Origin of the sequence: Candidatus Spyradosoma sp. SGI.093, from assembly GCF_050314555.1 — a bacterium.
GTDB lineage: Bacteria > Verrucomicrobiota > Verrucomicrobiia > Opitutales > UBA953 > Spyradosoma.
The window spans coordinates 88,668-102,517 of record NZ_JBNPNH010000003.1 but is presented as its reverse complement, the minus strand read 5'-3'; the positions used below and the strand labels follow the sequence as shown (position 1 = coordinate 102,517).

At 63.3% G+C, this 13,850-nt stretch carries 11 protein-coding genes and 1 tRNA gene; 7 read left to right on the top strand and 5 right to left on the bottom strand.

Annotation, left to right across the window (positions count from 1 at the left end; all coding sequences use genetic code 11):
- Positions 1 to 45: 45 nt before the first annotated feature.
- Complete coding sequence (locus ACQREB_RS04335; RefSeq protein ID WP_427765749.1) at positions 46 to 327, bottom strand: hypothetical protein; 282 nt, start codon at positions 325 to 327, stop codon at positions 46 to 48.
- 96 nt (positions 328 to 423) lie between these two features.
- On the opposite strand from ACQREB_RS04335, the gene ACQREB_RS04330 reads away from it, so the two are divergent.
- From ACQREB_RS04330 to ACQREB_RS04305, 6 genes are all read left to right on the top strand, one after another.
- A complete protein-coding gene (locus ACQREB_RS04330) occupies positions 424 to 1,152 on the top strand; it encodes a PEP-CTERM sorting domain-containing protein (RefSeq protein WP_427765746.1) in 729 nt (242 codons plus the stop codon).
- Between the two features lie 189 nt (positions 1,153 to 1,341).
- Positions 1,342 to 1,797: a MarR family winged helix-turn-helix transcriptional regulator gene (locus tag ACQREB_RS04325; protein ID WP_427765744.1), complete on the top strand. Its 456-nt coding sequence runs from the start codon at positions 1,342 to 1,344 to the stop codon at positions 1,795 to 1,797.
- Between the two features lie 36 nt (positions 1,798 to 1,833).
- Positions 1,834 to 2,973, top strand: coding sequence for an efflux RND transporter periplasmic adaptor subunit (locus ACQREB_RS04320; RefSeq protein ID WP_427765741.1), 1,140 nt, complete (start codon positions 1,834 to 1,836; stop codon positions 2,971 to 2,973).
- Between the two features lie 94 nt (positions 2,974 to 3,067).
- Positions 3,068 to 6,202 (top strand): efflux RND transporter permease subunit, encoded by a 3,135-nt coding sequence (locus ACQREB_RS04315; RefSeq protein ID WP_427765739.1) that lies wholly within the window; start codon positions 3,068 to 3,070, stop codon positions 6,200 to 6,202.
- 127 nt (positions 6,203 to 6,329) lie between these two features.
- A complete protein-coding gene (locus ACQREB_RS04310; protein WP_427765737.1) occupies positions 6,330 to 7,709 on the top strand; it encodes a TolC family protein in 1,380 nt (459 codons plus the stop codon).
- A 111-nt stretch (positions 7,710 to 7,820) separates the two neighbouring features.
- The gene (locus tag ACQREB_RS04305; protein WP_427765735.1) at positions 7,821 to 9,767 is read left to right on the top strand and encodes a DUF4339 domain-containing protein; all 1,947 of its coding nucleotides are present in this window, start codon (positions 7,821 to 7,823) and stop codon (positions 9,765 to 9,767) included.
- Between the two features lie 169 nt (positions 9,768 to 9,936).
- Here the strand turns inward: ACQREB_RS04305 and rpmA are convergent, their stop codons facing one another.
- The 4 genes from rpmA to ACQREB_RS04285 all read right to left on the bottom strand — a co-directional run bounded on the left by rpmA (position 9,937) and on the right by ACQREB_RS04285 (position 12,299).
- Positions 9,937 to 10,191, bottom strand: a complete 255-nt coding sequence (rpmA, locus tag ACQREB_RS04300; protein WP_427765734.1) for a 50S ribosomal protein L27 — start codon at positions 10,189 to 10,191, stop codon at positions 9,937 to 9,939.
- Positions 10,192 to 10,222: 31 nt separating this feature from the next.
- Positions 10,223 to 10,537 (bottom strand): 50S ribosomal protein L21, encoded by a 315-nt coding sequence (gene rplU / locus ACQREB_RS04295; RefSeq protein ID WP_427765733.1) that lies wholly within the window; start codon positions 10,535 to 10,537, stop codon positions 10,223 to 10,225.
- Positions 10,538 to 10,677: 140 nt separating this feature from the next.
- Positions 10,678 to 10,752 (bottom strand) — tRNA-Met (locus ACQREB_RS04290).
- 41 nt (positions 10,753 to 10,793) lie between these two features.
- Entirely contained in the window at positions 10,794 to 12,299 is a 1,506-nt protein-coding gene (locus tag ACQREB_RS04285) for a TerC/Alx family metal homeostasis membrane protein (RefSeq protein ID WP_427765731.1), read from the bottom strand.
- A 121-nt stretch (positions 12,300 to 12,420) separates the two neighbouring features.
- Here ACQREB_RS04285 and ACQREB_RS04280 point away from each other — a divergent pair, with 121 nt between their 5' ends.
- Positions 12,421 to 13,794 (top strand): Gfo/Idh/MocA family protein, encoded by a 1,374-nt coding sequence (locus ACQREB_RS04280; protein WP_427765728.1) that lies wholly within the window; start codon positions 12,421 to 12,423, stop codon positions 13,792 to 13,794.
- Positions 13,795 to 13,850: the final 56 nt, after the last annotated feature.

Here is a 13,850-nt window from a genome sequence, read left to right as displayed (position 1 = left end):
CCCGCCGCGCCGCGGGAACGGATTTCCTCGCCGCGGGAACGCGCGTCATTTGCGGCGCTCGCGGCGCAGGGAACGCACCGCGCGGGCTTCCGCGAGCTGCTTCTCCGCGCGGGAACGCCCTTCCGGCGTCGCCATGTCGTTGCGCTTGCCCTGAGCCAGTTCCACCCACGCCGAATCGACCTTCACGCCGTCCACCTTCAGCGCCATCGCGATCGCCTGGCGGATGTAGACCGAAAGCCAACGCCGAGGCGCCTTCCCGCCGGACACCGCCATGATCGCGTCGAGCATTTCGCGCGACAGGCGTAAATTTACTTGAACGGTGTCCATGCCCGACAAAGTCAAAGGAACGCCGTTTTTATCGCAAACGGAGAAGTGTTTTCCTTGTTGACTTCGTAAAGCAAAGACAAAAGAATCTCCGCCACTATGAAAAACCTTATCACCATCACATCACTCCTCGCCGTGGGAACGCTCCTCGCGAACGCCGCGACGGAAACCGAAAATCCGTCGATTCTGCTGACGCTTCCGAAATCCGGAAAAGCCGAGTATACTGGGGCGCAAACGTTTTCCGTCGAGACGTATAAAAACAAAGATTTGGACACTATTTGGCTTTCTTCAAACAACAGCGGACTTGCGAATTATCCGCAGAACGGCGAAGGAACTTGGGTGAACAGCTCCAACAGCGGGACGATCACTTTCTGCGGGCGCGGGTGGGCATCCGGAGACCACCTCGCGCTTCTTTTGGGTTCGGATATCACGGTCGGAACAGAACTGGCTTCGCTGACGCTTTCCGCCGGCGCAATTTCTGATGAAGCTTACGTTTCTTCGTATCGGCTTAAACTCGGCTTGCTCGACGCGAACGGAAATTTCTTGGGAACAACCGATTTTGCTTTTCAGGATTACAACACGAATACGGATTCGGCATCCGTGACGATCGTTTTCGAGGAGGCAATCAAATGGGAAAGCGGCTATAAGATTCTCGCGGGCGTTGTCGCAAACGGGAATTCTTCCGGGTCGAATACGGATTCATATACGATTTCCGGCATCACGGCTTCCTATACTGCTGCGATTCCCGAGCCGTCGGCGTTCGGGCTGTTGGCGGGCTTGGGCGCGCTCGCGCTGGCGGGAACGCGTCGCCGTCGTCGCAAGGCGTAAAGCATTTTTTCATATCATAGTGTGTGTTGGCGTTCCCGCGGAGCAATCCGCGGGGACGTTTTTTTGTCGCGGGAACGCACGGTCGTTTCGGTGTGTTTCCGTGAAGATTTCCGCGCCTTTCCGTGGTGAAGAAAAAACGCTTGCGCGGGGGCGGGGCGGGGGATTTATTTTAGAGAAATAAATTATTTGATGAGCGAAAACAATTCAGAGCTGTGCCGCGGGCTGCTGTTCCGGGTCGTCAACCGCGTGCGCAACATCGCCGCCGCGCGCGACAAGTTCCGCGTGCGCGCGCACACGCTCCCGCAGGTGAAGGTGATGCAGGTGCTTTTCGAGCGCTCGGAGGAGGGCGCGAAGCTCAAGGACGTCGCGCGCGAGCTCGGGCTGACGCCCGGCGCGGTCTCGCAGACGGTGGACGCGCTCGTGCGCACGGGCTTCGTCCGCCGGAGCGCGGACGCCGCCGACCGCCGCGCCGTGCGCCTTTGCCCGACGAAGAAGGCGATCGCGTTCCGCGACCGCATGGACCGCATCACGCGGGAGATTCTCGACCCCGTTGTCGCGGAGATTCCGGAAAGGGATCTGGAGACGTTTTTGCGGGTGCTGACGCTTATCAACGGGCGCCTTGAAGAGCGCCGGGAGGCTTTTTGAAGAAAAATTCGTTTTAACCGCCAAAGAAACAGGACAATGAGCAGATTATCCCTCGTGAAGATCATCCCCGCCGCCGCCGGAGCGTTCGCGCTCGCGTGCGCGGGAACGCCGCTATTCGCGCAGCAGCCGCCGGGAGCGCCGGGCGGCGCGGAGCGGCTCGAACTCGTCGCCGCGGGAACGGTGACGGAGTCGGAAAACGTCGTGATGCGGCGCTATCCCGGGCGCGTCGTTTCGCCGGCGACGATCGCCGTGACGGCGCGCGTTTCGGGCGACCTGCTCGAAGTCGCGTTCAAGGAAGGCGATTTCGTCCGCAAGGGGCAGCCGCTTTACCGGCTGGACGACATCCGCTACGTCGCCGCGGTGAAGAGCGCGGAGGCGAAGATCGCGCAGTACCGCGCGCGCGTCGCGTATTCGAAGGCGAATTTCGAGCGCACGCAGAAGCTTTTCGATAAGGACGTCTCGACGCAGGACGAGCTCGAGAGCTCGCGCAGCGAATACGAGGCGAACAAGGCGCTGCTCTCGGCGGCGGAGGCGGACCTCATCGTCGCGCAGGACGACCTGAAGAACACGCGCATTCTCGCTCCCGCGGACGGGCGCATCGGTGTGAACGCGGTGCCGCTGGGCAGCTACGTGACGCTCGCGTCGGGCACGCTGGCGTCGGTCGTGCAGGTCGATCCCGTGCGCGTGCGTTTTTCGCTGAGCAACCGCGAATTTCTGGTGATGTTCGGCGACGTGAAGACGCTGCGCGAGCAGAGCCGGATTTCGCTGCTGCTCGCCGACGGCAAGGAATACGAGGCCGAGGGGAAAATCGACTTCGTGGACAACACGGCGAACGAGCGCACGGACACGGTGCAGGTTTACGCGCTGTTCCCGAACACGAACGGCAGGCTCGTTCCCGGGAGCACGGTTTCGGTGATTCTGGGGCGCGCGACGGGAACGCGCATGCCCGCCGTCTCGCCTTCCGCGGTGATGTACGACGCGAAGGGCGCCTACGTTTACGTGCTCGACGCGGAGAACACGGTCGCGCGGCGCGACGTCGTGCTCGCGCAGTCCACGAGGGACCTGCAGTTCGTCGAGAGCGGGCTCGCCGTCGGCGAACGCATCGTGACGGACGGCACGCACAAGGCGCTTCCCGGGCGGAAGGTGAAGGTGGCGGAAGCGCAGACGCTTCAGTGAATAGTGAACAACGAATAATGAACAGCGCAATGCGGAAAGAATTATTCACTGTTCGTTATTAATTATTCATTACTTTTTTTCGGAGAAAAAACAGATGTTTTCCAAAATTTTCATTGAGAGACCGCGCCTGGCGGCGGTCGTCAGCCTGGTGATCTTCATCGCGGGGCTGATCAGCCTGATGCGCCTTCCCGTCGAGGAATATCCCGACATCGCGCCGCCGAGCATCCGCGTTTCCGCGAGCTACACGGGCGCGAGCGCGGAGACGGTGCGCGACGTCATCGCCACGCAGCTCGACGCCGAAATCAACGGGCTCGAGGACATGCTTTACTTTTCCTCGACTTGCTCGAACAGCGGGCAATATTCGTGCGGCATCTCGTTCAAGACGGGCGTGAACGACGACATCGCGATGGTCAACGTGCAGAACGCGATCAAGCGCGCCGAGTCCAAGCTTCCGTCCGAAGTGCAGCGCACGGGCGTGCAGGTGCGCAAGCGCGGGAGCGACATTCTCGCCATGTTCGCGTTCACGACGGACGGCACGTCCATGACGACGCAGCAGCTGAGCAACTACGTCTCGACGACGGTCTGCGACGCGGTCTCGCGCGTGGACGGCGTTTCCTCGGCGGACGTGATGGGCGGCGACGTGTATTCGATGCGCATCTGGCTCGACCCGCTGCGGCTCGCCGGGCTCGGGCTTTCGACGTCGGACATTTCCGCCGCAGTGCAGTCGCAGAACATGCAGGCGGCGCCGGGAACGCTCGGCTCCGAGCAGGGCAACGATTTTCTCCAGTTCAAGCTCAACGTGCACGGCCGCCTGACGACGGCGGAGGAGTTCGGCGACATCATCGTGCGCACGGGCGACGACGGCAGTCTGCTGCGCATCCGCGACGTCGCGCGCGTCGAACTCGGTTCCAAGAGCTATTCCGGGCGCGGGAACTTCAACGGGCGCGAGTCCGTCGGCATGGCGATTTACCGCAACAGCGACTCGAACGCGCTCGCGACGGTCACGCGCGTGCGCGCGGTGCTCGACGACGTGGCGTCGCGCTTTCCCGCGGGCGTGAGCTATGAAATCTCCTATGACCCGACGCAGTTCATCGTCGTCTCGCTGGAGGAAATCGTCGAGACGATCGTGATCGCGCTGCTGCTCGTCGTGCTCGTCACCTACGTGTTTCTGCAGGACTGGCGGGCGACGCTCGTTCCCGCGGTCGCGATCCCGGTGTCGCTCGTGGGTACGTTCACGTTCATGTATCTGATGGACTACAGCGTGAACGTGCTGACGATGTTCGGGCTGATCCTCGTCATCGGCTCGCTGGTGGACGACGCGATCGTCGTCGTCGAGAACTGCCAGTCGCTGATGGCGCGGGAACGCCTTTCGGCGAAGGAGGCGGCGATCAAGAGCATGGGGCAGATCACGGGCGCGATCATCGCGACGACGCTCGTCACGATCGCGTGCTACGTGCCGCTGGCGTTCTACGGCGGCATGGTCGGGCGCATCTACATGCAATTTTCGGTGACGATGTGCATCGCGCTCGTGCTCTCGACGGTGGTGGCGCTGACGCTCAGCCCGGCGCTGTGCTCGCTGATCATGCGTCCGCCGCGGGAACGCGTCGCGCCGTTCTTCCGTCCGTTCAACGCGCTGCTCGAAGGGACGAAGAAGATTTATCTCGGCGTCGTGGTGCGCCTCGTGCGGCGCGCGTCGCTGACGGTCGGGCTGATGCTCGCCGTGTTCGCCGCGATCTGGTTTCTTTCGGGAAAGATTCCCGGCTCCTTCCTGCCCGAAGAGGACAAGGGCTCGATCATGATGAACATCGAGCTCGCGCCCGGCGCCACGATCGCGCGCACGGAGGCGACGCTCGACAAGGTGCGCGAGCGCGTTCAGGGCATTCCGGGCGTGCGCGCGCTGATGACCGTTCCCGGGCACAGCATGATGAGCGGGAACGGCGAGCACGTCGCGATGGGCTTCGTGCGGCTCAAGGACTGGAGCGAACGCACGACGCCCGAGACGCAGCTCTCCGCGATCGTCGCCAACCTGCAGAAGGCGACGGCGGACATCCCCGAGGCGCGCATCATCTTCTTCACGCCGCCCGCGATCATGGGTCTCGGCGCCGTCGGCGGCGTTTCCGCCGTGCTCTGCGGCGAGGGCGACGTCGATCCCGCCGAGCTTTCCGAAGTCGTCAAAAACTTCGTCGCCGATCTCAACGCGATGCCGCAGGTGCGCCGCGCGAGCTCGTCCTACAACGCGGACACGGCGCAGCTTTTTCTCGACGTCAACCGCGCGAAGGCGGAATCGCTCGGCGTTTCCGTGAGCTCGATCTTCTCCACGCTGCAGAGCGCGCTCGCGTCCTATTACATCAACGACTTCAACTTCGCGGGCGACGCGTTCCAGGTGAAGATGCAGTCCGAAAAGGGCTTCCGCGTCACGCAGGACGACATCCGCGGGCTGCTCGTGCAGAACAGCTCCGGCGAAATGGTGCCGCTGACGGGGCTCGCCACGCTGCGCTACACGGTCGGGCCGACGGAGATCCAGCGCTTCAACAAGCTCACGTCCGCGGACGTCTCCGTGCAGGTCGCGGACGGCTATACGAGCGGCGAGCTCATGGACATCATCTCGAAGATGGAGCTCCCGCGCGGCTATCACGTCGAGTGGAAGGGGCAGAGCTACCAGGAGCGGCAGAATCAGGGGCAGATCGTGCTCATCATGGCGCTCGCGATGCTCTTCGCGTATCTCTTCCTCGTGGCGCAGTACGAGAGCTGGACGATTCCCGTTCCCGTCATGCTCACGGTCGCGATTCCGACGCTGGGCGCAATCGCCGGGCTGATGCTCTGCGGCATGTCGCTGAGCGTTTACGCGCAGCTGGGGCTCGTGATGCTCATCGGGCTTTCGGCGAAGAACGCGATTCTGATGATCGAGTTCTCGAAGCAGTCCCGCGAGGCCGGCTACGCGATCAAGGAAGCCGCGCTGCTCGGCGCGTCGCTGCGTTTCCGCGCGGTGCTGATGACGGCGTGGTCGTTCCTCTTCGGCGTGTTCCCGCTCGTCGTCGCGACGGGCGCGGGCGCGGGTTCCCGCCGCGCGATCGGCGTGACGACGTTCTCCGGAATGCTCGTCGCGACGCTCGTCGGCATCGCCTTCGCTCCCGCGCTGTATTCGCTCTTCCAGCGCATGCGCGAGAGCTGCCGCAGAACCGTCAACCTTCCCGACAACGGAGTGAAGCACAAACAAGAAGAGAGCTGAGCGCTCAGAGCTTAGAGGAAAATCGTGCTCGGCTTCGCCGAAAGAATTTTCGAAAAATTTTCGCGCGGAGAAACGCAGAAGCCTCTAAGCTCTCACCCGTCATCCCTCACCAAAAATTTTTCCGACCATGAAACTTTCCAGAACATTCCTTACGCTTTCCGTTCCCGCGATGCTCGCGTTCGCGGCGTGCTCGACGGTCGAGGACGCGCGCGAGGCGCAGAAGCCCGAAAACCGGCTGCAGGGCGAGCGCACCGTCTCCTTCTCCGAGTTCGGCTACGCGGACGGCATGGCGCTTTCGCTTTCGGATCTCGAAAACATCGCGCTCGTCGCGAACCCGCAGATCTTCCAAGCGCGCCAGCAGGTCGTTTCCGCGCGGCTCGCCGTGCAGGACGTCCGCGCCGACTATCTGCCGACCGTGGAGGGCTCCGCCTCCTACACGCGCCAGACGCAGAACACGACGTCCTCGGGCAGCTTCCATTCCTACGGCAGCGACAAGGTCGCGCTCTCGATGGACCTGCTGCTGTGGGACTTCGGCAAGACCGAGGCGAAGCTCGCGCAGGCGGTCGCCCAGCTGCTCGCCGCCGAAAAGAATCTGCTCTCGGCGGAAAATCTCGTCCGCTACAACGTGCGCAAGGCGTATTTCGAGCTGCGCCGCAGCACCGAGCTGAACGTCGTCGCCGAACAGGCGGTCGAACAGTACCGCGAACACCTCGACCAGATGCGCGTGCGCCGCGCCGAAGGCACGGGAACGAAATACGCGTGCACCAAGGCGGAAGTGGACTACAACAACGCCGTGCTCGACCAGATCAGCAAGGCGAACGACGTGAAGACCGCGCGCGCGAACCTCAACCTCGCGCTCGGCTTCGCCGAATCGCCGGCCTACGGGCTCGGCGGGCACGTCATGGGCACCTTCGAGGAGGACGCGGAGACGCTGCTCGCGCTCGCGCGGGAACGCGAACCCGGCCTCGCCGCGCTCGTCGCGCAGGAAAAGGCCGCCTCCGCCTACGTGGACAAGACCGTCGCCGACCTCTACCCGTCGCTCGGGCTGAGCGTCTCCGCGGCGTTCACGGGCGACGACCTCGACATGCCGAAGATCTGGAACCTCATCGGCGCGGGAACGCTCACGCAGAACGTGTTCAACGGCGGGCGCAACGTGCGCGCGATCGAGAACGCGGTCGCGCAGCTCCGCGTCGCGCGCAGCAAGGTCGCCGCCTACGAGCAGGACCTGTATTCGAAGATCACGACCGCCGTGCTCACGCTCACGCGCGCGAAAAAACAGTACGAGGTCGCGCTCGTCTCCGAACGTGCCGCGCAGGAGAATTTCGAAATCGTGACCGAGCAGTTCAACGTCGGCAAGGCCTCGTCGCTGGACCGCACGGACGCGCAGGTCTCGCTGACGGAGGCGCGCGCCGCGACCGTCTCCGCGGAATACGACTACCGCGAAGCCGTCGCCGCGATCGCCTACCTCGTCGCCACCGACCCCGCCGACCAGCTCGTCGGCGACTGACGCCCGCGTTCCCGCGGCTTGGAAAATTCCTTGCCTCGCTCGGACGCATGGGCATAATTTCGCCCAATACAAATTCCCCTTCACCCATTCCCCGAAAGCCACGGAAAATCCATGAAAGAGTATTCCATTTTTGTTGACGGTCAAATCGCGGGTCCGTTCCCGCAGGCGGAGCTCGAAGCCAAAATCAAGAGCGGCGAGCTGCCCGCCGACGTGATGGTCGCCGCTCCCGGCGACACCGAATGGAAGCCCGCGAAGGAAGTGTTTGGCGTCCGTCCGGGCGTCCGCCTTTCCCGCAAATCCGAGGCGGAGGAACGCCGCCTTCGCGAAGCCCGCGAGGAAAAGCTCGATCCGGAAATCCGCCGCAAGCTGATGCTTTACGATCTGGCGGACGCGATTTCCGTGGACAAGTTTTCGCCGGAACAGGCGAAGGCCGCCGTCGAGACTTTCGAGCGCGCGCGCGCCCGCGAAAAATACGTGAAGATCGGCGTCGGAGTCGGCGCGTTCGCGCTCGTCTTCGGCGGGCTTTTTGCGACGCTGAACAACGTGAAGCTTTCGGGCGTGAACCGCGGTCTGCTCGCGCCGATCATGGAAATGTATTCCGCGCCCAACGAAGAATACAAAAAGCAGATCCGCGCGACCGCGGCGGACATCGAGAAGCTCGACGCGCTCCGCGCCGATGTGGAAAAGCTCCGCTTTCAGACGCAGCCCGGCCGCCCGTCGCGCCCGGAACTCGTGAAGCGCGTCGTCATTCCGAAGAGCCGCGCCGAGTTCATTTCGGGAACGATTTCGGCGGAGCCGGTTCTCGCCGAAGTGCTTCCCGAAGGCGAAAAGCCGGAGGAAATTCGCATCTTCTTCACGCAGAAATCGCCGAGCAGCAAGGCTAAGGAAGGTCTGCAGGAACAGATCGGGCTGCTCGCGCTTTCGAAGATCCCGCTTTGGACGGACATCGAACTCGCGGCGCGCGTCGTCGAGGCGCTCGGCGAGCAGGTGCCTTCGCCGAAGGGCGTCGCGCGCTATTCCGGTTCGCTCCGCGAACAGCTCGGGCAGGTCACGGTCGCCGACATCGCCGGAAAGCCGGACGAATGGGCTCGCTGGCTCGCGCGCGAAGTCGAGGTGCAGGACAATCAGGGGCGCTTTTATCGTCCAGAGGAAAAGGAACGCCTGCTCACGCGCAAGCCGTCGCGGGAGCTGATGAACAAGATCAATTCCTCCAAGCTGAAAAAGGAGATCGAGAACATGCCCAAGGACAATCCGACCAAGGCCGCGACGGTGCGTTGGTGCGTGCAGGACATGCCGATCTTCCTCGACAAGCTCCAGAAGTTCATCGACGACAACCGCATTTACTATTCTGCCACCGCGCGCGAAGAGCTTTGGAACGCCTGGCGCGAAAAATACGCCGAAGAGCTGAAGACCGCCTTCGCGGAAGCGGCGGACGCGGAATCGTTCCCGCTGAACGAGGACGGCACCTTCCGCATCGCGCGCGCCCGCGACAACAATCTCTGCCTGCGCCTCAAACTCAAGGGCGGCGACACGCTCTACGTTCCCGCGGACCTGCGCTTCCGTCCGCGCGGCTCCGAGGACAAGAAGGCGGAGGTCAAGGCCGTGAACATGGGCAAGATCGAACACCTTCGCGTGAAGCAGCAGGATTTGCTGCCCGACGAAAAATACGAGCTCGTCAAAAAGATTTCCGTCGGCGGGAAGACCTATTTCACGACCGGCAAGATTCAGAAGCGCACGGTCAACGTGACCCGCAAGTCGCCTAGGCTCAATTACATTGAGGTGGCGCGCGTTCCCGCCGAAGACGAGGACGAAGCGACCGCCAGGAAGCAGCGGAATCTCTGCATGCTCGTTCCCGACGAAGAGGAGTTCAACGGCATGTCCGTCGGCATGAATGTGCCGATCGAAAAGCTGCTGACCTACGAGATCTTCCCGCAGCCGAAGGAGGCGCAGGCGCCTTCGAAGCTCTCGCTCCTGCCCGAGCCGAAGGACGAAGAACCGGAGGAAGAGGCCGCTCTCGCTCCCGCCGAAGCGGAGGCTCCGGAAGCCTCGGAAGACTGAGCGCTTTCCCGCGTTCCGGACGAAAACGCGTTCCCGCCGAATCCGCGCGGGAATGCGTTTTTTTCGCGCGCTTTCGCGGCGTCGATATGCGGGAACGCCGCCGCGCGCGGACGCAAAAAAAAGAGAACCGCGGGAAGGCGATTCTCTTTTTGACGAATGATTCGCGAAATTATTTCGCTTCGATCGGAGCGACGGAAACCTTGCGGTGTTCGCGGTCCCAGACGACGGTGCCGTCGCAGAGCGCGAAGAGCGTGTAGTCGCGGCCGAGACCGACGTTTTTGCCGGGGCGCATTTTCGTGCCGCACTGGCGCATGAGAATGCTGCCCGCCGTGGCGAATTGCCCGCCGTAGAGTTTCACGCCTCGACGCTGCGCGTTCGAGTCGCGTCCGTTGGAAGAAGTTCCTCCGCCTTTATGATGTGCCATGGTTGTGAATCGTTTTCAGTTAAAGGAAAGTTCAGAGCGCGATCGATTCGACTTTGACGACCGAAAGCTCCTGACGGTGACCGCGGCGGCGGTAGTAGCTCTTGCGGCGACGCATTTTGAAGATCGTGATCTTTTCGCCGCGCTTGTTTTCGAGGATCTTCAGCGTGACTTTCGCGCCTTCGATGACCGGCGTGCCGATTTTGGCGTCCGCGCCTTCGCCCGCGAAGATGACCTTGTCGACGGTGACCGTGTCGCCCGCCTTCGTTTCGGGATAACGGTTGACGGAAAAGATGTCGCCTTCGGAAACGGTGAACTGGCGCCCCTGCGTGATGATTGTCGCTTTCATTGCTTGCTAAAAAATGTTGAAGTTCAAATGAAACATTCCGCGCCGCGCAAAGGCAAGAAAATTTTTTCCGAAAAATCGCGCGCGCATGAGCGGCGGCGGAAACGAAGGGAGCGTTCCCGCGAAGGAACGCTCCCGAAAATTGGTGCCAAAGGGTGGATTTGAACCACCGACCATAGGCTTATGAGTCCCGTGCTCTACCGCTGAGCTACTCTGGCGAAAAATTGAGACGACAGTTTGTTCTTTTCGCGCGAAAACGTCAAGCGTTATTTTTTTTCGCGTCGTCGCCGCGTTTCGGCTTCAGCAGGTGGAACGTGGAGCCGTCGGCCTCGTCCGGCAGGATGGGCGCTTTCGGGCGACCGCCGGAATAGAGCGAAAGGAACGGTCGGCCGCTGTCGCGCACGACCTGGATCGCGCGGTCGTCCCAGAGCTCGATCATCCCGAAATCCTTGCGGTCGGTGACTTCGAGATCGGGCAGGCCGTTTTCCGCGAGCCAGCGCTTCACGGGCGGAATCCCCTTTTCCGGCTCGGAGGCGCGCGCCGTCACGATCTTCACGCGGTAGCCGTTCGCGAGCCAGTGGCGCACGCGGGCGAGCATCACGGGAACGGGTCTGCCGACGTGGTCGAATCCGCGCCAGCCGTCGTAGGCGGCGAGCGTGCCGTCCAGATCGACGCCGATCCACGGGCGTTCCGCGTCGGGAGAAGCCTCCGCGGGAACATCGCCTTCCTTCGGCGGGAGCGCCTCCGTCTCCGCGGCTTCGGCGGCGCTTTCCTTTTTCTTCGGCGCGAAGACGGAGGCGAGCACGGACGCCGTCAGCACGCAGAAGAGCACCGCGAGCGAGAGCTGCGTGCTCGGGTGCCACCAGTCGAGCTCGGCGAGAAAGAGCTTCACGCCGATGAAGACGAGAATCACGCCGAGCCCGAAGCGCAGGAAGCGCAGCATCTTCATGAAGCCCGAAAGCGCGAAGAAGAACGAGCGCAGCCCGAGAATCGCGAAGATGTTCGACGTGAACGCGAGAAACATCTTCATCTCCGGGTCGGCGTTCTTGGGAATGACGCCGAGAATCGCGGGAACGCTGTCCACCGCGAACATCACGTCCGAAAGCTCGATCACGAGAAGCACCAGAAAAAGCGGCGTCGCGAAGACCGCGCCGTCCTTCAGAAAGAAGAACGAGTGCCCGTGGAGCTCCTTGGAAAAACGCCCCGTCTTCGTCGCGGCGCGCACGATCGGATTGCTCGAAAGGTCCTCGTCCTTCTTTTCCGGAAAGAACATCTTCGCGCCGGTGTAGACCAGCAGCGCGCCGAAGAGATACATCATCCACGAGAACTTCGTCACCAGCGCGACGCCGCCGAAGATGAAGAGCGCGCGGAAGATCACCGCGCCGATGATGCCCCAGAAGAGCACGCGGTGCATGTATTTGTCCGGCACCTTGAAGAACGAGAAGATCAGCAGGAACACGAACAGATTGTCCACGCTGAGCGAGAGTTCGAGCAGGTAGCCCGCCGCGAAGAGCTCCGCGACCGCGCTCCCGTGCCAGACGCCGACGAGCGCGCACGCCGCCGCCGCGAGCCCGACCCAGATCAGACTCCACAGCACGGCGTCCTTGAAGGGCACCGCCTTGTCGCTGCGGTGAAAGACGCCCAGATCCAACGCGAGCATGCCGACGATGAAGACGCCGAAGACGAGCCAGGCCCAGGTCGGGACGTCGCACGCGAGTTCGCTCGAAGCCTGCGCCGCCTGCGCGAAAAAGTTGAGTAAAATCATGCCGCGAGCATAGGCGTTTTGCCCCGCCGTTTCGAGGAAATCTTTGCGCTGATTTTCGTTCCGCGCGGACCCGGAAAAAATATCTTGGACAAGGGCGGGGCGCAGGGCGCAGAATAGCGGCATGCAGACTCGACGCGAATTTTTGAAACTCGGCGCTCTGGCGGCGGGAACGTTGTTTTTGGGCGGCTGCCGCGGTTTCTTCGGAAACGACGCGGACGCGCCGGCGGACGCCGCGAAGACGCGCGAAGACGCGGGTACGGTCAATCTCGCGTTCTTTGGCCTCGGCGGCATGGGCATGGCGGACCTGGAGGCGCTGCTGCACGTAAAGGGCGTGCGCGCGGTCGCGGTCTGCGATCCGGATTCCCGCCGCTGCGCACGCGCGAAAAAAATCGTGCGCGAAGCCGGAATGCCGGAGCCGGAGGCGTTCGCTGACTACCGCACGGTCTTCGACCGCGCGCGGGAACGCATCGACGGCGCCGTCGTCGCGACGCCCGACCATTCGCATTTCGCCGTGGCGATGGAGGCGGTTTCGCGCGGGAAGCACGTTTTCGTCGAAAAACCGCTCTGCCGCACGATCGACCAGGTGCGGCGGCTCACACTCGCGTCGCGCGAGGCGGGCGTCGTCACGCAGGCGGGGAATCAGGGCGCGGCGTCGCAGCACGTCCGGCTCGCGCGGGAGTGGTACGAGGCGGGGATTCTCGGCGAGGTCCGCGAAATTCACGCCTGGACGAACCGCCCGGTCTGGCCGCAGGGCATGGCGGAGGAGCCGGCGGCGGACCCGTGTCCCGCGGCGCTGGACTGGAATCTCTGGCTGGGCGCCTCGCGGGAACGCCCGTATTCCAAGGCGATCGCGCCGTTCAACTGGCGCGGCTGGACGGATTTCGGCACCGGCGCGCTCGGCGACATGGCGCAGCACGTGCTCAATCCCGCGTATTACATTTTCGGCCTCGGCGCGCCGGAGAGCATCGAGGCGGAGTCCGTCGGCGGCACGCCGCTCGCGTTTCCGACGTCGTCGAAAATCACTTACGTTTTCCCCGGGAACGCGTCGCGCGGCCCGCTGAAGATCGTCTGGTTCGACGGCTCTCAGGTGCCGCCGCGCCCGGCCGGGCTGCCGGCGGGAGTCGCTTTCCCGAACGGCATCGGCGGCAGCGTCTTTTACGGGAGCGCGAACACGATGCTGCTCGGCGCGTCGGGCGAGACGCTGCGGCTGCTGCGCGACGAGGCCGCCGTGCGCGCGAATCCGCCGCCGAGGAAATATCCGCGCGTCCGCGGGAACATCTACCGCAACTGGATCGAAGGCATCCGCACGGGCGCGCCGACGGTTTCGGGCTTCGACTACGCGGCGCCGCTGACGGAGATCGTGCTGCTCGGCGTGATCGCGCAGCGGCTCGGCCGTCGCCTCGAATGGGACGCCGCGAACGGCCGTTTCCGCGGCGACGCGGAGGCGGACGCGCTGCTGAAGGCCGTTCCCGTCCGCCCCGGATTCGCCTGCTGACGACGCGCGCGCACGCGCTTTAAGCTTTAAGCCTCAGGCTTTAATCTTTAAATTGT